Origin of the sequence: Vibrio qinghaiensis, assembly GCF_002257545.1 — a bacterium.
Taxonomy (GTDB): Bacteria; Pseudomonadota; Gammaproteobacteria; order Enterobacterales; family Vibrionaceae; genus Vibrio; species Vibrio ordalii.
In genome coordinates this window covers 1972447-1991349 of sequence record NZ_CP022741.1, presented here as the reverse complement: position 1 = coordinate 1991349, position 18903 = coordinate 1972447, and the positions used below count along the sequence as shown (strand labels likewise).

Genomic DNA, 18903 nt, shown 5'->3' with positions numbered 1-18903 from the left:
TTTTTATGTTTAAGAGATTAGCCTTCAAGTTCGGCTAAACACATCTCTTCATAAATCTGCTTAACCCATGCGCTGACGCGCTGTTCAGTCAGCTCTGGTTGACGATCTTCATCGATGCATAAACCAATAAAGTGGCTATTGTCACCTGCAACCAAGGCTTTAGAGGCTTCGAATTCATAACCTTCAGTTGGCCAGTGGCCAATAATCGTTGCGCCTTTGCTTTCGATAATGTCACGCACTGTACCCATCGCGTCACAGAAGTATTCAGCGTAGTCTTCTTGATCGCCGCAACCGAAAATAGCGACCAATTTAGTCGAGAAGTCGATTGCTTCTAATTCTGGGAAAAAATCATCCCAATCACATTGTGCTTCGCCGTAGTACCAAGTAGGGATACCCAGTAACAATAAGTCAAAATTATCAATGTCTTCTTTGCTGCTTTTCGCAATATCTTGAACGTGAACGAGCTGCTTACCCAGTTGCTTTTGAATCATTTTCGCAACGGCTTCAGTATTACCGGTATCGCTACCAAAGAAGAGGCCTACACTTGCCATAGAATCATTACCTTTAATTTGTCATTTTCTGGCGGATGAGCGTGTTCTTTACCCCAGTCCGGTGCCTTCCCAACTGAGTTGGATAAGTCCTTTAAGGATAAAGCCAGCACAACCTAAAAACAGAACTAGCCATACAATACGGCGCCCAAATGGCGGTACATTACCTTGCTTAAGGACATCTTTTATTGCCATACCGATAAGGAAAAATATAGACGCAAAAAGAAGATCGAGTCCAATTGACTCAAGCATGTTCATGTAGTCGTACAGCATGGGTATCCTTTATGCCAATTTGCTTGAGCGCACTATAACACTGTTATTCGTCAAAGTTAATGCGCGCATTGGTACCTATTTCACACTTGTTGTTTCACAGTAAAGCGGCTAGCTGCCAATGAACTTTCTGATCGCTCGTAAAACTTCAACGGGCTTTTCTGCATGTAGCCAGTGCCCTGTGTTGGCGATGACGTGCGCTTTCGCTTGGCTAAACTGCTGCTGGATCATTTCTTGGTGTTCCGGTAGTAGATAGTCAGAGTCGCTGCCTTTAACCAATAAGGTTGGAATAGAGCTGCAAGGAATTGGCTCCCAGCCTAAAATATTCCAATAATTTTTTTCAATAGCGGGAACATTAAAACGCCAGCTCATTACACCATCTTCTCGTTTAAATAATGATTTACTGAGAAATTGTCGTACGCCTTCTAGCTCAATATGTTGCGCTAAAATGGCCATGACCTTTGTTCGCGAGGTAGGCTGCTGCGCAATAACCGCGTTGAGCCCCGCCAGTACGTTATCATGTTTCCGATGCTGATAGCTGACGGGTGCCATATCTAAAACCACCAGTTTGGCGACTTTGGATGAGGCGATGTCAGTCAGCTTCATGGCAACTTTACCGCCCATTGAATGGCCAATCAGCGTGACTGAATCACAAGCTAACTCTTCGAGTAAACTCGCAACATCGAATGCCATGCTCGCGTAATCATGTTCCTCACTGTGAAATGATTGACCGTGATTACGCAAGTCAATACTCAATACTTGGTGATCGGCTTTTAGGTCTCTTGCTAGCAAACCTAGGTTGTCTAAATTGCCGAATAAACCATGGATCAAAACAACGGTGTGACCTTCACCTTCGAGTTTGTAATTAAGAAGTGCTGACATTTTATCTTATTAGTGATTGGTTTAACGTAGAGTATCAGTGAAGATCTCGCTATAATCCCTCAGAGTTTAAACATTGAGATTGTGAAAAGCGAATGAAAACAATTGAGGTTGATGAGGATCTATACCGTTATATTGCCAGCCAAACCCAACATATTGGAGAAAGCGCGTCGGATATTTTACGCCGTTTGCTCAATGTTGACGGTAAAGTGTCTGCAGCAGCGGTCGTGACGCAAGTAAGTACCGAGCCCAAGGGCATTGTTGTGAGTAAAGATGCCGTACAAGAGATACAGATTGATAGCGTAAAAGAGATGCGTTCTTTGCTCATTTCTGATGAGTTTGCGGCTTTGAAAAAAGCAATTGATCGTTTTATGTTAGTGCTTTCAACCTTATACCGTATCGATCCAGTAAGTTTTGCTGAAGCGACCTTAGTGAAAGGACGTAAGCGTGTGTATTTTGCTGACAACGAGCAAACCTTGCTTGCTAGTGGGCAGACAACCAAGCCAAGAGCGATTCCAAACACACCATTTTGGGTCATTACTAATAATAATACTAGCCGCAAACAACAGATGATCGAGCAGCTGATGGTATTGATGAATTTCCCGAGTGATATTATTGAGAAAGTGACGCACTCAATCTGATTTGTGCCCATTCATAGATAAAAATCTGATTCAAGCCTCATACTGCGGACCACTAAATCCGTATGATGAGGCTTTTTATTTCATTGTTATTTTAAGAAAGGATGTCAAAAATGGCTATGCACCCACGCGCCGGACAAAAAGCACGGCAGGAAGACTTACATAATATCCCTGCGCTCGTTGCAAACTACTTTTTACTTCAACCTGATGCGGCTAACCCAGACCATAAAGTGCAATTTGGTACTTCGGGGCATCGTGGTTGCGCGGATAAATCGACATTTAACGAAAATCACATTCTTGCTATTGCTCAAGCGGTAGCAGAAGTGCGCGCTCAGCAAGGAACCACTGGGCCGATTTTTGTCGGAAAAGACACGCACGCACTCTCTGAGCCTGCTTTTTCTAGCGTACTTGAAGTGCTGATCGCTAATGGAATTGAAGTGATCGTTCAACAGGATAATGGCTATACGCCAACTCCGGGTATTTCACACGCAATCTTGACTCATAACTTGAAGCACGCGCAAAAAGCTGATGGCATTGTGATCACACCTTCTCATAATCCACCACAAGATGGCGGTATTAAATACAATCCTACCCATGGCGGCCCCGCTGAAGGGGAAATCACCCAAGCGATTGAGAACCGGGCCAATGAGATCATTGCAGAAGGCATGCAAGGGGTGAAGCGTCTGCCTATTATGTCGGCAAAGCAATCGCCACTGTTTAAACAAGTTGATCTTGTGAAACCTTATATTGATGACTTAGTGAATGTGATTGATATGGAGGCCATCCAAAAAGCCAATCTAAAACTGGGTGTTGATCCGCTCGGTGGCAGTGGTATTGACTATTGGCGCCAAATTGGCAAAGCGTATCAGCTTGATTTAACACTGGTGAGCGAAGCGGTGGATCCTACATTCCAATTTATGTCACTCGATAAAGATGGCGTAGTGCGTATGGACTGCTCTTCGCCTTACGCGATGGCGGGGTTATTAGCGTTAAAAGATCAGTATGATCTCGCGTTTGGTAATGACCCTGACTACGACCGCCACGGCATTGTCACTCCGAAAGGTTTGATGAACCCGAACCATTTCTTAGCCGTATGCATCGATTATTTATACCGTCACCGCAAGCAATGGCGTAAAGAAGTCGCTGTTGGTAAAACGTTAGTATCAAGTGCATTGATTGACCGTGTGGTTGCCGATCTTGGCCGTGAGCTGTGCGAAGTACCTGTCGGCTTTAAGTGGTTTGTTGATGGCTTATACAGTGGTCACTTCGGTTTTGGTGGTGAAGAGAGCGCAGGTGCGTCATTCCTGCGTAAAGACGGAACGCCTTGGTCAACGGATAAAGACGGTATTATCCTTTGCTTACTGGCGGCGGAAATCACTGCTGTCACAGGTAAAAATCCGCAGCAATATTATGAAGATCTGGCCGCGAAACATGGAGAGTCTAAATATAGTCGTATTCAAGCTGTCGCAAATGGCCCGCAAAAAGCAGTGCTGAGCAAATTATCACCAGAGATGGTCTCTGCGCAAACATTAGCGGGAGATGAGATCACAGCCCGCTTGACGCACGCTCCCGGCAATGGCGCAGCCATCGGTGGATTAAAAGTGACCACTGATTATGGCTGGTTTGCTGCTCGTCCATCAGGCACAGAAGATATTTATAAGATCTATTGTGAAAGTTTTAAGGGCGATGAACACCTCAAGCAAATCGAAGCGGAAGCGCAACAGATTGTTAATCAAGTCTTTGCCGACGCTGGTTTGTAAGCAAACTTATCAATTCCAATAGGCGGCCAGAGGCCGCCTATTTTATATCTATCCCCTTCCTACTTGAAGCTGCAGCGGTGTTGGCTACGTTCGTTCACCCCAATCACATAGTTTACCTATGCTCATGGGGACTCACTCACTTGCCGCCTACCTGCAACTCCAAGTTGTTTGGGTATAGTTGTCTATTATTTTGGTTAAAGCTGAGGCCAACTGTCGGGAACGATGAACCAGAACTTTCCGCTGTCACTTTGGCAATGTACAAACTCGGGCTTTTTACTTGCCATATAACGTGCGGAGTGTTCGTTTTTCCCACTGATCCATTGAGGCTTTTCCAGTAAGAATAAGGTTTCATCTATTTGATGAGACTGGCTTTGATAACACCAAAAACCAGTAATTTGTGACGGATTGAGTTGATAACCTAGGCATTCACTAGGAACAGGCTCATCGTGAAAAGGGTTTACATATAAGCGCCCTTGCATCAGCAAATGGCGGCTGATATCACGCCATAGTGGGTAAGTGTCGCTAAATTGGGCTGATTGAGAAAGGGGCAATTGATGGTTTAGCATATGTTCAAGTTTGAGATCTAATCGATCTTGAGCATTAGGACCATACCACAGACCTTGATGCAGCAGGTAAAACTTGACCGCCACTTCCCAATGTTCATAACGCTGACTGCGTTTATTTTTGATGACAAAATCTAACGAACCTAGTGTACTTCCTGCTTCGTTCAATTGAATTTCTTCAGAAACGGCGGAATAAGTGGGGTTTAGCGTAAACAATAAAGAACATAAATGCTGGTAGAGAAAGCCTAACCTAGGGTTCCCTCTATATTCTTCTTTCAATATCGGAACATTGGGTAAAAAAGGAGTACGCGCCGCGACCACACCCTCTCCTTGGAAAAGAGTAGGGGTTGTCGACACCCAGTGTGCCAGTGTGTTGAGGTCCATTGCCATTAATTGTTCTCGTCCTTATTTTTCGACATTCTAGCCTGAAATTGTTATAACCACGCTAATGATAAAACTCAATTTTGGAATGAAAGATGGATAATTTAAAACTTGAAGCTCTGCTCAATCAAAAGCTTAATCCTCAATTGATTAAAGACTATTGCCCTAATGGATTGCAAGTGGAAGGCCGTACTGAAATCAAAAAAATTGTTACAGGGGTGACAGCCTCTCAAGCTTTGATCGAACAAGCGATTGAGCATAATGCTGATGCTTTGCTGGTACACCATGGTTATTTCTGGAAAAGTGAGCCTGAGTCCATCCGTGGAATGAAAGGGCAACGGATCCGATCTTTGATACAAAGCGATATCAACTTATACGCGTATCATTTGCCGTTAGACATCCATCCAGAATTAGGTAATAACAAATTGCTAGCTGATTTATTGGGGATTCATGTTGATGGTGGATTAGAAGGGCACCCGCAGTCGGTCGCCATGTATGGCCATTTTGAACAAGCGTTGACAGCCGATGAACTCAGTCAACGAATCGAACAAGCTTTACAACGACGGCCACTGCACGTAGCACCGAACTCAAACAGAATCATCAAAACGGTGGGTTGGTGTACTGGTGGTGGGCAAGATTACGTCGATCTAGCGGCGCAGCACGGATTAGATGCGTTCATCTCTGGTGAAATATCAGAGCGGACTACCTATTCAGCAAGAGAGCAAAACGTCCATTACTTCGCAGCTGGCCACCATGCAACAGAACGGTATGGAGTGAAAGCTCTCGGAGAATGGTTAGCGAACGAATATGATTTTGAGGTCGAGTTTATCGATATCGATAATCCTGTCTAATGGGCTGTTTCTTTTTGTAAAGGTACCAAGTAAAAAAAGAGCGAGTGTTAACTCGCTCTTTTCAATGAAGTGTTATAACTGATTACTATGCACGTTCGTGTAATGGCTTGAAATCACGCATTTTTTGGCCAGTATAAAGTTGACGAGGTCGACCAATTTTATTGTCTGGGTCACTGTGCATTTCATTCCAGTGAGCAATCCAGCCGATAGTACGAGACATTGCAAAGATAACGGTAAACATTGAGATTGGAATACCGATCGCCTTTAGAATAATGCCTGAGTAAAAATCTACGTTGGGGTAGAGTTTTTTCTCAACAAAGTATGCGTCAGAAAGGGCAATGCGCTCAAGTTCCATTGCGACATCCAACAATGGATCCTGAATATTGAGCTCTTTGAGTACATCATGGCAAGCTTCACGCATTACCGTTGCTCGCGGATCGTAGTTTTTATAAACACGGTGACCAAAACCCATTAAACGGAATGGGTCATCCTTATCTTTTGCTCTGACCACATACTCAGGAATGTTATCAACGTTGCCTATCTCCTCTAACATACGCAGACAGGCTTCGTTAGCCCCACCATGAGCAGGCCCCCACAAAGAGGCAATGCCAGCCGCAATACAGGCAAACGGGTTAGCACCAGAAGAACCAGCAAGGCGAACCGTTGAGGTTGATGCGTTTTGTTCATGATCAGCATGCAGAGTGAAAATTTTATCCATCGCACGAGCAACTACAGGATTAACCTCATATTCTTCACATGGTGTTGCAAACATCATATGCAAAAAGTTTTCAGCGTAGTTTAAGTCATTACGTGGGTAGATAAATGGTTGGCCGACAGAGTACTTGTAGCACATTGCAGCCAGTGTTGGCATTTTTGAGAGTAGCCTATAAGCCGCTATTTCTCGGTGTATATCATTATTAATATCAAGTGAATCATGGTAGAACGCGGCAAGCGCTCCAACCACACCACACATTACAGCCATTGGATGAGCATCACGGCGGAAGCCGTGGAAGAAACTTGCAATTTGCTCGTGGACCATAGTGTGACGCGTCACCGTATGTTTAAACTCTTCATATTGCTTACGATTAGGGGCTTCACCGTAAAGAAGAATATAACAAACTTCCAAGTAATCAGCGTTATTGGCTAATTGATCAATAGGGAAGCCGCGGTGCAGTAACACCCCTTTTTCGCCATCGATATAAGTAATTTGAGATTCACAAGATGCAGTGGCAAGAAAACCAGGGTCAAAAGTGAAATATCCGTTGGCTCCTAGCTTACGAACGTCGATTACTTGTGGGCCTACAGTCCCATCCATAATCGGCAGTTCGATTGGCGCTTTCCCTTCGATATGAAGGGTCGCTTTCTTATCTGCCATAACAATCTCCTTTGTTTATTATTTAATCCGTCCAGGATGTTTGTGTGACATTTTTGTACGTGTGTTCTTAATTAAAGTCAATTTTTCTCGTCTGATGTGTGCACTTGTTTTGATTTTTTATACATATAAAGTTAAAAATCTGTTCTGTGTAGCAAAAATTGTTACATCAATTGTATTAGAATGTTGCGAGCCGTATAGTGGCACTGAAAATTTTGGTGAACACCTTATAAATAAAAGGCTAGAAACTGTATTTAACTGTTGTACTCTGCCTTTCTTGTTAACGTTTTTTTTACATTTAACCGCGCCAGAACGGGCCATTTATGTTAAAATGATGTTAGCTTTTGTAGGTTTTACAACCAAAATTCATTTATAACTATAAATGCTCAATGGAGCTGAGTGAGCAAGCCCGTGAAAGAAAGAAAGTCAAGACCTGTTAATTTAGATTTACAGACCATTCACTTTCCGATCAGTGCGATTGCATCCATCCTACACCGAGTGTCTGGGGTGATGATGTTCGTTGCGGTCGGAATTTTGTTGTGGTTACTCTCCCTCTCGTTAAGTTCTCCGGTAGGTTTTATGGAAGCCAGCAACATTGTGAATGGCTTTTTCGCAAAATTTATTTTATGGGGAATTTTAACCGCACTGTCTTACCACATTGCAGGTGGTATACGTCATTTGCTGATGGACCTGGGCCACTTTGAAGAGTTGGAGTCAGGGGCTATGAGTGCCAAAGTCGCCTTCATCGCAACAGCAGTGCTTTCCGTTTTAGCGGGAGTATTGGTATGGTAAAACATGTTTCTTCTTTTGGTCGTAACGGAGTGCATGATTATCTGCTGATCCGTGCTTCTGCGATCATTATGACTCTTTATACTATCTACCTAGTCAGCTTCTGTGCTTTCTCTGGTGATATCTCCTATGTCTCATGGACACAGTTTTTTGGTGGAACCTTTACCAAAGTCTTCACAATGCTGGCGTTAGTCTCTGTCCTTATCCATGGTTGGATCGGTTTATGGCAAGTATTAACGGATTATATTAAGTGTTCTAAATTGCGTGGCGGCCTGCAATTGGTCGTTATCGCAGTGCTTTTTGGATACTTCTTCTCTGGCTTATTTGTATTGTGGGGTGCGTAAGTGACTATTCCAGTTCGTGAATTTGATGCCGTAGTGATCGGCGCTGGTGGTGCTGGTATGCGTGCAGCACTGCAAATTTCAGAGCAAGGTTTATCCTGTGCTCTGCTCTCAAAAGTTTTTCCAACACGTTCTCACACGGTTTCAGCTCAAGGTGGTATTACCGTTGCGTTAGGCAACGCGCATGAGGACCATTGGGAACAACATATGTATGACACGGTAAAGGGTTCTGACTATATCGGTGACCAAGATGCTATCGAGTACATGTGTAAAAATGGCCCAGAGTCGGTGATTGAACTAGAGAAAATGGGTTTGCCTTTTTCTCGTTTTGACAATGGCACCATTTATCAGCGCCCATTTGGTGGGCAATCCAAAAATTTTGGCGGTGAACAAGCGGCTCGAACCGCTGCTGCCGCTGACCGTACTGGTCACGCACTACTTCATACCTTGTATCAACAAAACATTAAATATAAGACCACTATTTTCTCTGAGTGGTACGCACTTGATTTAGTGAAAAATGAAGAGGGTGCAGTACTTGGCTGTACCGCATTGTGCATGGAAACAGGCGAAGTTTGTTATTTCAAATCTAAAGCCACAGTGTTAGCGACTGGCGGAGCTGGCCGTATCTATGCTTCAACCACCAACGCGCACATCAATACGGGTGATGGCGTGGGTATGGCTATCCGCGCTGGCGTCCCGATGCAAGATATCGAAATGTGGCAATTCCACCCAACAGGGATTGCTGGTGCTGGCGTTTTGGTAACGGAAGGGTGTCGTGGTGAAGGTGGCTATCTTTTAAATAAAGATGGCGAACGTTTCATGGAACGTTATGCACCAAACGCGAAGGATTTGGCTGGTCGCGATGTAGTAGCCCGCTCAATGATGATTGAGATCCGTGAAGGTCGTGGTTGCGATGGTCCATGGGGTCCGCACATCAAGCTTAAACTCGATCACCTTGGCAAAGAAACTCTGGAATCTCGTCTGCCGGGCGTATGTGAGTTGTCACGTACGTTTGCTCACGTTGATCCAGTTAAAGAACCGATTCCAGTGATCCCAACCTGCCACTACATGATGGGAGGAGTACCGACTCAAGTTTCAGGTCAGGCGATTAAGCAAGATGCTAAAGGCGCTGATGTGGAAGTTCAAGGTTTGTTTGCGTGTGGTGAAATTGCATCAGTATCGGTGCATGGCGCGAACCGTTTGGGGGGTAACTCTCTACTGGATTTAGTGGTCTTTGGCCGAGCAACGGGCTTGCATTTGGGCGAAACGTTGAAAAAGCAAGCGGACGCAAAACCTGCCACAGAAGCGGACATTGAAAAATCCCTAGAACGTTACAACCGCTGGGAAAACAGTACAGGTGGTGAAGATCCCGCGCAAATTCGTAAAGATCTGCAACGTTGTATGCAAAATAACTTCTCGGTGTTCCGTGAAGGTGAAGCGATGGCTAAAGGTCTTGAAGAGCTTAAAGTGATTCGTGAACGTTTGAAGAACGCACATCTTTCAGACAAGTCAACCGAGTTCAACACTCAACGGATCGAGTGTTTAGAGCTGGAAAACTTGATGGAAACAGCATTTGCTACCGCGGTTGCTGCAAATTATCGTACCGAAAGCCGTGGAGCCCACGCTCGCTTTGACTATCCTGAACGCGATGATGCTAATTGGTTATGCCATTCAATTTACAACCCTGAGACTGAAAGCATGTCGAAGCGTAGCGTAAATATGGAACCAATTTATCGTGAAGCGTTTCCGCCTAAAGCGCGCACATACTAAGGAGAAGGCACTATTATGAAATTGAAATTCTCTTTGTATCGCTATAATCCGGATGTCGATCAAAAGCCTTACATGAAGGATTATCTGCTTGAAGTCGAAGAGGGCTCTGACATGATGTTGTTGGATGCGCTCATTTTGCTGAAAGAGCAAGATCCAACTATCGCTTTTCGTCGTTCGTGTCGTGAGGGGGTATGTGGTTCTGACGGTTTGAACATGAATGGTAAAAATGGGTTAGCGTGCATCACTCCATTATCCGCGCTTTCGGCCAAAGGCACGATCGTTATTCGACCTTTGCCTGGGCTGCCTGTCGTCCGTGATTTAATTGTCGATATGGCCCAGTTTTATGAAAATTACGAGAAGGTTAAACCTTATCTTGTGACTGACGGAAACTTGCCTCCGGCTCGTGAGAACTTGCAGTCACCAGAAGAGCGAGCGCATTTAGATGGTTTATATGAGTGCATTATGTGCGCTTGCTGTACAACTTCATGCCCTTCTTTCTGGTGGAACCCGGATAAGTTTATCGGCCCAGCAGGTTTGTTGGCGGCTTATCGTTGGCTAATTGACAGCCGCGATACCGCAACAGATGAACGTTTATCTAATCTTGATGATGCTTTTAGCGTTTTTCGTTGCCATGGCATCATGAATTGTGTAAGTGTTTGTCCTAAGGGATTAAATCCGACGAAAGCTATTGGACATATCAAATCAATGCTTGTGAACCGTTCGGTTTAAAATGAATAAAAATTGCAGGTCTTCGGACCTGCCTTTTATAGCTCGGCATAGACCGAAGCAAACGTGAAAACTACTGGTTAAGGGAAAATATGCACAACGGCGTGATGAAGGCATGGCTCGAGTCTTCACACTTGGCTGGCGCCAATGCAACTTACGTAGAGGACCTCTACGAACTGTATCTAAGTGATCCTGATCTGGTAAGTGAGGAGTGGAAACGTGTTTTTGATGGCTTGCCTGCGCAAGCTGACAATGTGGTTGAACAGCCACATTCACGTGTCCGTGACTACTTCCGACGACTCGCGAAAGAAACAAAGCATTACAATGTCCAAGTTAGTGATCCTGATGTCGATGCTAAACAAGTAAGAGTCTTGCAGCTGATCAATGCTTACCGTTTTCGCGGTCATGAAGCGGCTCAACTCGATCCTCTAGGTTTATGGCAACGTCCAATCGTGGCGGAATTAGACCCCGCGTTCCACAATTTGAATGAAGATGACTTGGAAGAGACTTTCAATGTTGGCTCTTTTGCTATTGGGCAAGAGACAATGAAATTGAAAGATATTTATCAAGCCCTCAACAAGACCTATTGCGGTTCCATCGGTGCAGAATACATGCACATTATCGACACTGAACAAAAGCGTTGGATACAACAACGTCTTGAATCAGTCGTTGGTCAACCTTCTTTCAGTAAAGAAGAAAAACGAATTTTCCTCGAAGAATTGACAGCCGCAGAAGGCCTTGAGCGTTATTTAGGCGCGAAATTCCCTGGTGCGAAACGCTTTTCTTTAGAAGGTGGCGACGCACTCATCCCAATGATGAAAGAGTTGATCCGTCATGCCGGTAGTACAGGCATGCGTGAAGTTGTGATTGGTATGGCGCACCGTGGTCGTCTTAACATGCTTGTTAACGTTTTGGGTAAAAAGCCTCAAGATCTGTTCGACGAGTTTGCGGGCAAGCATGGTGAAAGCTGGGGAACGGGTGATGTTAAATATCACCAAGGTTTCTCTGCTGACTTTGCGACACCCGGCGGTGATGTGCATCTAGCCTTAGCCTTTAACCCTTCACACCTTGAAATTGTAAACCCAGTAGTGATTGGTTCAGTCCGTGCTCGACAAGACCGACTGGGAGATGAAGACGGTTCGACAGTACTGCCTATCTCTATTCATGGTGACTCGGCTATCGCTGGTCAAGGTGTCGTTGCCGAGACATTTAACATGTCTCAAGCGCGTGGCTATTGCGTGGGAGGGACGGTACGTATTGTTATTAACAACCAAGTTGGTTTTACCACCTCAAACCCTCGTGATACACGCTCGACTATGTATTGTACTGACATCGCTAAGATGGTTCAGGCCCCTATTTTCCACGTCAATTCTGATGATCCAGAAGCAGTTGCTTTCGTCACCCGCATTGCACTTGATTATCGTAATGAATTTAAGCGTGATGTCGTCATTGATCTGGTTTGTTATCGCCGTCACGGCCATAACGAAGCCGATGAACCCAATGCTACTCAGCCGTTAATGTATCAAAAGATCAAAAAGCATCCTACGCCGCGTAAGCTTTATGCCGATGTTTTGATAGAGCGTGGTGAGTTTGATATTGAGATTGCCACACAGTTAGTCAACGAATATCGTGATGCTCTGGATCATGGTGAAGTCGTGGTGAAAGAGTGGCGTCCAATGGCACTGCATTCTGTTGATTGGTCACCGTATATTGGCCATGAATGGGATATGTCATGGAATAGTAAAGTTGACCTTGAGCGTTTAAAAGAGCTAGGTAACCGAATTTGTCAGTATCCAGAAAGCCATAAACTACAAAGTCGTGTGGATAAAATCTATACCGACCGACAAGCGATGGTTAATGGAGAGAAGCTTCTCGATTGGGGTATGGCTGAAACGCTGGCTTATGCAACCTTAGTTGATGATGGAAAGCGAATCCGCATTTCGGGGCAAGACTCTGGGCGTGGAACCTTCTTCCACCGTCACTCGGTATTGCATAACCAAAGTGACGCAAGTACCTATATTCCATTAGCGAATATCCATGATAAACAGGGTCCTTTTGAAGTATTGGATTCGGTTTTGTCGGAAGAAGCAGTGCTAGCTTTTGAATATGGCTACGCGACAGCGGAGCCGAGTGGTTTGACGATTTGGGAAGCTCAGTTTGGTGATTTCGCCAATGGAGCTCAAGTCGTGATTGACCAGTTCATCTCTTCCGGTGAACAAAAATGGGCGCGTTTGTGTGGTTTAACCATGCTGCTACCTCATGGCTATGAAGGGCAAGGCCCGGAACACTCATCAGCACGCCTAGAGCGTTATTTGCAATTGTGCGCCGAACAAAACATGCAAGTGGTGGTTCCCTCTACGCCAGCGCAGGTATACCACATGCTGCGTCGTCAGGTTGTTCGTCCAATGCGTCGACCATTGATTGTTATGTCACCAAAATCGTTGCTGCGTCACCCACTATGTATCTCAACACTCGAAGACTTGGCTGACGGATCGTTTTTGCCAGCCATCGGCGAAGTTGACGATCTCAACCCAGCAAACGTCAAACGTGTTGTGTTCTGCTCTGGTAAGGTTTACTACGACCTGCTTGAACAGCGCCGCAATAACGAACAAGGTGATGTTGCTATCGTCCGTATTGAACAGCTATATCCATTCCCGAAAGAAGAAGTGGAAGCGGTTATCGCTCAATACACTAATGTTGTTGACTATGTATGGTGCCAAGAAGAGCCTCAAAACCAAGGTGCTTGGTACAGTAGCCAACATAACTTCCGTTCTGCCATTCCAGCCGGTGCTGATCTGAAATACGCAGGTCGCCCTGCATCAGCATCACCAGCCGTTGGTTATATGTCGGTACACTTGAAACAACAAAAAGCGTTGATTGAAGACGCTCTGACCCTAGCTTAACGAACTAGAAGTAAAAGGAAGACACAGATTATGACAATTGAAATTCTGGTTCCAGATCTACCTGAATCAGTGGCTGATGCAACAGTCGCTACATGGCATAAAAAGCCAGGTGAAGCCGTCGCTCGTGATGAAGTTCTTGTTGAGATTGAAACCGATAAAGTCATTCTTGAAGTGCCAGCACCAGAAGCGGGTGTTCTTGAAGCCATTATCGAGCAAGAAGGTGCGACGGTGCTTTCGAAACAGTTATTGGCGAAATTACAACCCGGTGCCGTTGCAGGTGAACCGACGAAAGACACCACCAACGATACAGAGCCGTCTCCTGATAAACGCCACAAGGCCACATTGACAGACGAAACGAATGATGCGCTTAGTCCTGCGGTACGCCGTTTACTCGCTGAGCATGGTTTGGAAGCAAGCCAAGTGAAAGGCTCTGGTGTGGGTGGACGTATCACGCGTGAAGATATTGATGCTCATCTAGCGGCCGCAAAATCTGCGTCAGCAGTTGCTCCAAGTCAATCTGAACCTGTCGTTGCGATGGCGCGCAGTGAAAAACGTGTACCGATGACGCGTTTGCGTAAACGTGTTGCGGAGCGTCTGCTTGAGGCAAAAAATAGCACGGCGATGTTGACGACGTTTAATGAAGTTAACATGAAACCTATCATGGATCTTCGTAAGCAATATCAAGGTCTGTTTGAAGAGAAACACGGTATTCGTTTGGGCTTTATGTCTTTCTATGTAAAAGCGGTAACAGAAGCGTTAAAACGTTACCCAGAAGTAAATGCATCTATTGATGGCCAAGATATTGTGTATCACAGCTATTTTGATATTAGCATGGCAGTTTCAACGCCTCGTGGCTTAGTGACTCCGGTTCTTAAAGATTGCGATACGCTAAGCCTTGCTGAAATTGAGAAGGGCATTAAAGAGCTTGCACTCAAAGGAAGAGACGGCAAATTGACGGTTGAAGAACTGACTGGCGGTAATTTCACGATTACGAATGGCGGTGTGTTTGGATCGTTAATGTCAACACCGATCATCAATCCGCCACAAGCGGCCATATTGGGCATGCACAAAATCCAAGATCGCCCAATGGCTGTAGATGGCAAAGTAGAAATTTTACCAATGATGTACCTAGCACTTTCTTACGACCATCGTTTGGTGGATGGCCGTGAGTCAGTTGGTTTCCTTGTGACAGTGAAAGAGCTACTTGAAGATCCAGCACGTCTGCTACTGGACGTGTAACCTCACTGAACGTTGTTCAGTGAATTTAAGGCTAGGCAGGCTCACGTCTAGCCTTCATTTAAGCAAAATGCGACAAGCTATCCTCTTGGATAAATTGCAACCGCTTAATTTGAGAAGCACCCTACAGATATATGGCGCAGCACAGCTGCCGCTTTATGGAAATAATAAATCCCTTAAGGGATAAACAAACGGAAGAACATAATGAATTTGCATGAATATCAAGCCAAACAGCTGTTTGCAGAATTCGGTTTGCCTGTACCGGAAGGTTATGCCTGTGATACTCCACAAGAAGCTTTTGAAGCGGCGGGTCGGATTAGTACAGCGAAGAAAGTTGTTAAGTGTCAAGTGCATGCAGGTGGTCGCGGTAAAGCGGGTGGCGTTGAGTTGCACGACACTAAAGATGGTGTCAAAGAGTTTGCTCAAAAATGGCTAGGTAAAAATCTGGTTACTTATCAAACGGACGCAAATGGTCAGCCAGTATCAAAAATTTTGGTCGAAGAAGCCTCTAATATCGCGAATGAGCTTTACCTAGGCGCAGTCGTCGATCGTGCGACTCGTCGTGTCGTGTTTATGGCCTCAACAGAAGGCGGCGTGGAAATTGAAAAAGTAGCGGAGGAGACTCCTGAGCTGATTCATAAAGCCGCGATTGATCCTTTGGTTGGTCCGCAAGCCTATCAAGGTCGCGAACTTGCTTTCAAACTTGGCTTGGAAGGCGACCAAATTAAGCAATTTGTGAAAATCTTCCTTGGCCTTGGTGCTATGTTTACCCGGTATGATCTTGCACTGCTAGAAATTAACCCTTTGGTTGTTACCGCTGAAGGGAACTTGTTATGCCTTGATGGCAAAATCAACATCGACTCAAACGCACTTTATCGCCAACCTAAACTTCGTGAAATGCATGACTCATCGCAAGAAGATGAGCGCGAAGCTCATGCTGCTCAGTGGGAACTGAACTATGTTGCTCTTGATGGCAATGTTGGCTGCATGGTGAACGGTGCTGGTCTTGCAATGGGTACTATGGATATTGTTAACCTTCATGGCGGCAAACCTGCAAACTTCCTTGATGTTGGTGGTGGCGCGACCAAAGAGCGTGTTGCTGAAGCGTTCAAAATCATTTTATCTGATCACAACGTGAAAGCCGTATTGGTGAATATTTTCGGCGGTATCGTACGTTGCGATATGATTGCAGAAGGCATTATCGGCGCGGTGAAAGAAGTTGGTGTAACGGTTCCCGTTGTCGTGCGTTTGGAAGGTACAAATGCGGAATTAGGACGCGGAGTACTTGCAAATTCTGGTCTTGATATCATTGCAGCTGAGTCGTTAACGGACGCAGCTCAGAAAGTTGTTGCTGCGGCGGAGGGTAAATAATGTCGGTACTTATTAATAAAGACACCAAAGTAATCTGCCAAGGTTTCACTGGTGGTCAGGGAACTTTCCACTCCGAACAGGCAATTGCCTACGGTACACAAATGGTCGGTGGGGTTTCCCCGGGTAAAGGTGGTCAAACTCACCTTGGTCTGCCTGTATTTAATACAGTGCGTGACGCGGTAGAAGCAACGGGTGCAACGGCAACCGTTATTTATGTACCTGCACCATTTTGTAAAGACGCTATTTTAGAAGCAATTGACGCTGGTATTGAACTTATTGTGACGATCACTGAAGGTATACCGACTACCGATATGATCGACGTAAAAGTGAAGCTCGAAGAGACTGGTGTGCGTATGATTGGTCCGAACTGTCCGGGTGTGATTACACCAGATGCGTGTAAGATAGGCATCATGCCAGGCCACATTCATAAGAAAGGAAAGGTGGGTATTGTTTCACGTTCAGGAACGCTAACTTATGAAGCAGTTAAGCAAACAACAGATGAGGGCTTTGGTCAGTCAACGTGTGTTGGTATCGGCGGTGACCCAATTCCTGGTTCTAACTTCATTGATATCTTGAAACTATTCCAAGACGATCCTGAAACTGAAGCGATAGTGATGATTGGCGAGATCGGTGGTACAGCCGAAGAAGAAGCGGCGGCATTCATTAAAGAGCATGTTACTAAACCGGTGGTATCTTATATTGCTGGTGTGACCGCGCCTCCAGGTAAACGCATGGGCCATGCTGGCGCTATCATTTCTGGTGGTAAAGGCACTGCCGATGAAAAATTTGCAGCGCTTGAAGCCGCGGGTGTGAAAACCGTCAAAAGCCTTGCTGATATCGGAAAAGCATTGCGTGAAGTGACGGGTTGGTAATTACGCCTCCCTCTGTTTGAAGAAAAACCCCGAACCTTGTTTCGGGGTTTTTACTTTAGATTCAATAGGTTTTGATACTAGCGTTTTACTAGTTGACTGCACATAAACATCGTTGTAGCCGTTACGACAACCGAAGGGCCTGCGGGTGTGTCAAAGTGCCACGAGAGGATTAGCCCGCCCAGCACAGCTAAAGCGCCAACCAAAGAAGCCAATATTGCCATTTGCTCTGGGGTTTTTGTGAGTCGCCTAGCGGTCGCCGCGGGAATAATCAGCAGCGATGTCATAATCAGAGCACCAACAAATTTCATTCCGAGTGCAATCACCACCCCAATCAATAGCATTAGCAGCAAACGCATTAAATCAACGTTGATACCCTCAACAAACGCAAGTTCTTCGTTCACTGTAGTTGAAAGTAATGGCCGCCAAAAAAGAAATAGCAGTGCACTTACTGCAATCGCTCCCCCCCAAATGAAGGCTAAATCGGTAAAGTTCACTGCCAATAAATCGCCAAAGAGATAGCTCATTAAATCGATGCGAACGTTATCAAGGAAGCTTACTGCAATGAGGCCAATAGATAACGAGCTGTGAGCGAGAATGCCGAGCAAAGTGTCTGTCGCCACAAGCTGCTGTTTCTGCATAGTAACCAAAATGATTGCAAGCCCAAGACAGCAAACGAGCAACGCAAGATAAAGGTTGATATCAAGTAAAAAGCCTAGTGCCAATCCCATCAGCGAGGCATGTGCGAGGGTATCGCCAAAATAAGCCATTTTTCGCCAAACCACGAATGACCCAAGGGGACCTGCGATAACGGCAATACCAAGGCCTGCTAATATTGATGGAAGAAGAAATTCAATCATGATGGTGACCGTGTGAATGATTTGAACAGCAAGTTGCATCACCTTTTACAGGTTGGCCTGCTAAGTCGTGATGATGCTGATGCTTGTGATGGTAAAAAGCTAAGGCTTCGCGATTGCGTGTACCAAATAATGCGATATAGCTTGGGTGTTGAGTAATCGTTGCAGGTGAGCCAAAACAGCAAACATGGTGATGAAGACAGATAACATCATCCGTTTTTGCCATCACCAGATGCAAATCGTGAGAGACCATGAAGACACCACAGCCGAAACGATGTCGTATGGCATCGATAAGATCATACAGATCAATTTGCCCCTGCACGTCAACACCTTGGGCTGGTTCATCGAGAATTAGAATATCTGGGCGCTGTAGCAATGCACGGGCGATAAGAATCCGTTGCGTTTCACCACCGGACAGCTTATGCATATCATAATCAAGAAGATGCTCGGCCCCGACAAGCCTGAGTGCGTCTAGTAACTCTTGTTGACTAAAACGTCCGGCCAAACTTAAAAATCGTTGAACGGGGAGTGGTAACGCGTCATTAAGCTTTAACTTTTGAGGAACATAACCAATTTTAAGGTTTTTTACGCGCGTCATGGTTCCGCTATGGACGGGCTGTAGCCCGAGCAATACTTTAACGAGCGTCGACTTGCCGGCACCATTAGGACCTATCAGTGTGGTAATCTTCCCTTTTTCTAGGTTGATACTGACATTGTCCAAAACACGGCGGTTGTTGAATTCGACACAAATGCCTTGCAGCTGAATTAAGTTGGACATG

The 18903-nt window shown here is 45.3% G+C and carries 18 protein-coding genes; 11 read left to right on the top strand and 7 right to left on the bottom strand.

The features are described 5' to 3' along the window. Positions 1–17 precede the first annotated feature (17 nt). The 3 genes from fldA to CCZ37_RS09120 all read right to left on the bottom strand — a co-directional run bounded on the left by fldA (position 18) and on the right by CCZ37_RS09120 (position 1700). Entirely contained in the window at positions 18–551 is a 534-nt protein-coding gene (gene fldA / locus CCZ37_RS09130; protein WP_094500355.1) for a flavodoxin FldA, read from the bottom strand. 48 nt (positions 552–599) lie between these two features. Next, positions 600–821, bottom strand: coding sequence for a DUF2788 domain-containing protein (locus tag CCZ37_RS09125; protein ID WP_010318683.1), 222 nt, complete (start codon positions 819–821; stop codon positions 600–602). Positions 822–929: 108 nt separating this feature from the next. Beyond that, positions 930–1700: an alpha/beta fold hydrolase gene (locus CCZ37_RS09120; RefSeq protein WP_010318682.1), complete on the bottom strand. Its 771-nt coding sequence runs from the start codon at positions 1698–1700 to the stop codon at positions 930–932. Positions 1701–1792: 92 nt separating this feature from the next. On the opposite strand from CCZ37_RS09120, the gene seqA reads away from it, so the two are divergent. After that, a complete protein-coding gene (gene seqA, locus CCZ37_RS09115) occupies positions 1793–2338 on the top strand; it encodes a replication initiation negative regulator SeqA (RefSeq protein ID WP_010318681.1) in 546 nt (181 codons plus the stop codon). A 110-nt stretch (positions 2339–2448) separates the two neighbouring features. Then, positions 2449–4095: a phosphoglucomutase (alpha-D-glucose-1,6-bisphosphate-dependent) gene (pgm, locus tag CCZ37_RS09110; RefSeq protein WP_088729036.1), complete on the top strand. Its 1647-nt coding sequence runs from the start codon at positions 2449–2451 to the stop codon at positions 4093–4095. Positions 4096–4289: 194 nt separating this feature from the next. Here the strand turns inward: pgm and CCZ37_RS09105 are convergent, their stop codons facing one another. After that, entirely contained in the window at positions 4290–5048 is a 759-nt protein-coding gene (locus CCZ37_RS09105; protein ID WP_094500354.1) for a DUF1853 family protein, read from the bottom strand. Between the two features lie 86 nt (positions 5049–5134). On the opposite strand from CCZ37_RS09105, the gene CCZ37_RS09100 reads away from it, so the two are divergent. Then, positions 5135–5890 carry a Nif3-like dinuclear metal center hexameric protein gene (locus CCZ37_RS09100; protein ID WP_088729034.1) on the top strand — a complete coding sequence of 252 codons (756 nt, stop codon included), beginning with the start codon at positions 5135–5137 and terminating at the stop codon, positions 5888–5890. A gap of 85 nt (positions 5891–5975) precedes the next feature. On the opposite strand, the gene CCZ37_RS09095 is transcribed toward CCZ37_RS09100, so the two are convergent. Then, positions 5976–7265, bottom strand: a complete 1290-nt coding sequence (locus CCZ37_RS09095; RefSeq protein WP_094500353.1) for a citrate synthase — start codon at positions 7263–7265, stop codon at positions 5976–5978. A 396-nt stretch (positions 7266–7661) separates the two neighbouring features. On the opposite strand from CCZ37_RS09095, the gene sdhC reads away from it, so the two are divergent. The 8 genes from sdhC to sucD all read left to right on the top strand — a co-directional run bounded on the left by sdhC (position 7662) and on the right by sucD (position 17270). Then, entirely contained in the window at positions 7662–8054 is a 393-nt protein-coding gene (gene sdhC, locus CCZ37_RS09090; protein ID WP_010318676.1) for a succinate dehydrogenase cytochrome b556 subunit, read from the top strand. Beyond that, positions 8048–8395: a succinate dehydrogenase, hydrophobic membrane anchor protein gene (gene sdhD / locus CCZ37_RS09085; RefSeq protein WP_010318675.1), complete on the top strand. Its 348-nt coding sequence runs from the start codon at positions 8048–8050 to the stop codon at positions 8393–8395. Before sdhC ends, sdhD begins: the two co-directional genes overlap by 7 nt. Continuing rightward, positions 8396–10162 (top strand): succinate dehydrogenase flavoprotein subunit, encoded by a 1767-nt coding sequence (sdhA, locus tag CCZ37_RS09080; RefSeq protein ID WP_013856347.1) that lies wholly within the window; start codon positions 8396–8398, stop codon positions 10160–10162. A 15-nt stretch (positions 10163–10177) separates the two neighbouring features. After that, positions 10178–10891 carry a succinate dehydrogenase iron-sulfur subunit gene (locus CCZ37_RS09075; RefSeq protein WP_010318673.1) on the top strand — a complete coding sequence of 238 codons (714 nt, stop codon included), beginning with the start codon at positions 10178–10180 and terminating at the stop codon, positions 10889–10891. Between the two features lie 89 nt (positions 10892–10980). Beyond that, positions 10981–13791 (top strand): 2-oxoglutarate dehydrogenase E1 component, encoded by a 2811-nt coding sequence (gene sucA / locus CCZ37_RS09070; protein WP_094500352.1) that lies wholly within the window; start codon positions 10981–10983, stop codon positions 13789–13791. Positions 13792–13821: 30 nt separating this feature from the next. Continuing rightward, positions 13822–15030, top strand: coding sequence for a 2-oxoglutarate dehydrogenase complex dihydrolipoyllysine-residue succinyltransferase (gene odhB / locus CCZ37_RS09065; RefSeq protein WP_094500351.1), 1209 nt, complete (start codon positions 13822–13824; stop codon positions 15028–15030). A 201-nt stretch (positions 15031–15231) separates the two neighbouring features. After that, positions 15232–16398, top strand: a complete 1167-nt coding sequence (sucC, locus tag CCZ37_RS09060; RefSeq protein WP_094500350.1) for an ADP-forming succinate--CoA ligase subunit beta — start codon at positions 15232–15234, stop codon at positions 16396–16398. After that, positions 16398–17270: a succinate--CoA ligase subunit alpha gene (gene sucD / locus CCZ37_RS09055; RefSeq protein ID WP_010318669.1), complete on the top strand. Its 873-nt coding sequence runs from the start codon at positions 16398–16400 to the stop codon at positions 17268–17270. Before sucC ends, sucD begins: the two co-directional genes overlap by 1 nt. A gap of 77 nt (positions 17271–17347) precedes the next feature. On the opposite strand, the gene znuB is transcribed toward sucD, so the two are convergent. Then, positions 17348–18127, bottom strand: coding sequence for a zinc ABC transporter permease subunit ZnuB (gene znuB / locus CCZ37_RS09050; RefSeq protein WP_026027242.1), 780 nt, complete (start codon positions 18125–18127; stop codon positions 17348–17350). Then, a complete protein-coding gene (znuC, locus tag CCZ37_RS09045) occupies positions 18120–18902 on the bottom strand; it encodes a zinc ABC transporter ATP-binding protein ZnuC (RefSeq protein ID WP_094500349.1) in 783 nt (260 codons plus the stop codon). Before znuC ends, znuB begins: the two co-directional genes overlap by 8 nt. Between the last annotated feature and the right edge of the window lies 1 nt (position 18903).

What these genes read in the sequence shown, in the direction of transcription:
- fldA (WP_094500355.1), bottom strand. Translation starts at nt 551, where the DNA reads ATGGCAAGTGTAGGCCTCTTCTTTGGTAGCGATACCGGTAATACTGAA.
- CCZ37_RS09125 (WP_010318683.1), bottom strand. Translation starts at nt 821, where the DNA reads ATGCTGTACGACTACATGAACATGCTTGAGTCAATTGGACTCGATCTT.
- CCZ37_RS09120 (WP_010318682.1), bottom strand. Translation starts at nt 1,700, where the DNA reads ATGTCAGCACTTCTTAATTACAAACTCGAAGGTGAAGGTCACACCGTT.
- seqA (WP_010318681.1), top strand. Translation starts at nt 1,793, where the DNA reads ATGAAAACAATTGAGGTTGATGAGGATCTATACCGTTATATTGCCAGC.
- pgm (WP_088729036.1), top strand. Translation starts at nt 2,449, where the DNA reads ATGGCTATGCACCCACGCGCCGGACAAAAAGCACGGCAGGAAGACTTA.
- CCZ37_RS09105 (WP_094500354.1), bottom strand. Translation starts at nt 5,048, where the DNA reads ATGGCAATGGACCTCAACACACTGGCACACTGGGTGTCGACAACCCCT.
- CCZ37_RS09100 (WP_088729034.1), top strand. Translation starts at nt 5,135, where the DNA reads ATGGATAATTTAAAACTTGAAGCTCTGCTCAATCAAAAGCTTAATCCT.
- CCZ37_RS09095 (WP_094500353.1), bottom strand. Translation starts at nt 7,265, where the DNA reads ATGGCAGATAAGAAAGCGACCCTTCATATCGAAGGGAAAGCGCCAATC.
- sdhD (WP_010318675.1), top strand. Translation starts at nt 8,048, where the DNA reads ATGGTAAAACATGTTTCTTCTTTTGGTCGTAACGGAGTGCATGATTAT.
- CCZ37_RS09075 (WP_010318673.1), top strand. Translation starts at nt 10,178, where the DNA reads ATGAAATTGAAATTCTCTTTGTATCGCTATAATCCGGATGTCGATCAA.
- sucA (WP_094500352.1), top strand. Translation starts at nt 10,981, where the DNA reads ATGCACAACGGCGTGATGAAGGCATGGCTCGAGTCTTCACACTTGGCT.
- odhB (WP_094500351.1), top strand. Translation starts at nt 13,822, where the DNA reads ATGACAATTGAAATTCTGGTTCCAGATCTACCTGAATCAGTGGCTGAT.
- sucC (WP_094500350.1), top strand. Translation starts at nt 15,232, where the DNA reads ATGAATTTGCATGAATATCAAGCCAAACAGCTGTTTGCAGAATTCGGT.
- sucD (WP_010318669.1), top strand. Translation starts at nt 16,398, where the DNA reads ATGTCGGTACTTATTAATAAAGACACCAAAGTAATCTGCCAAGGTTTC.
- znuB (WP_026027242.1), bottom strand. Translation starts at nt 18,127, where the DNA reads ATGATTGAATTTCTTCTTCCATCAATATTAGCAGGCCTTGGTATTGCC.
- znuC (WP_094500349.1), bottom strand. Translation starts at nt 18,902, where the DNA reads ATGTCCAACTTAATTCAGCTGCAAGGCATTTGTGTCGAATTCAACAAC.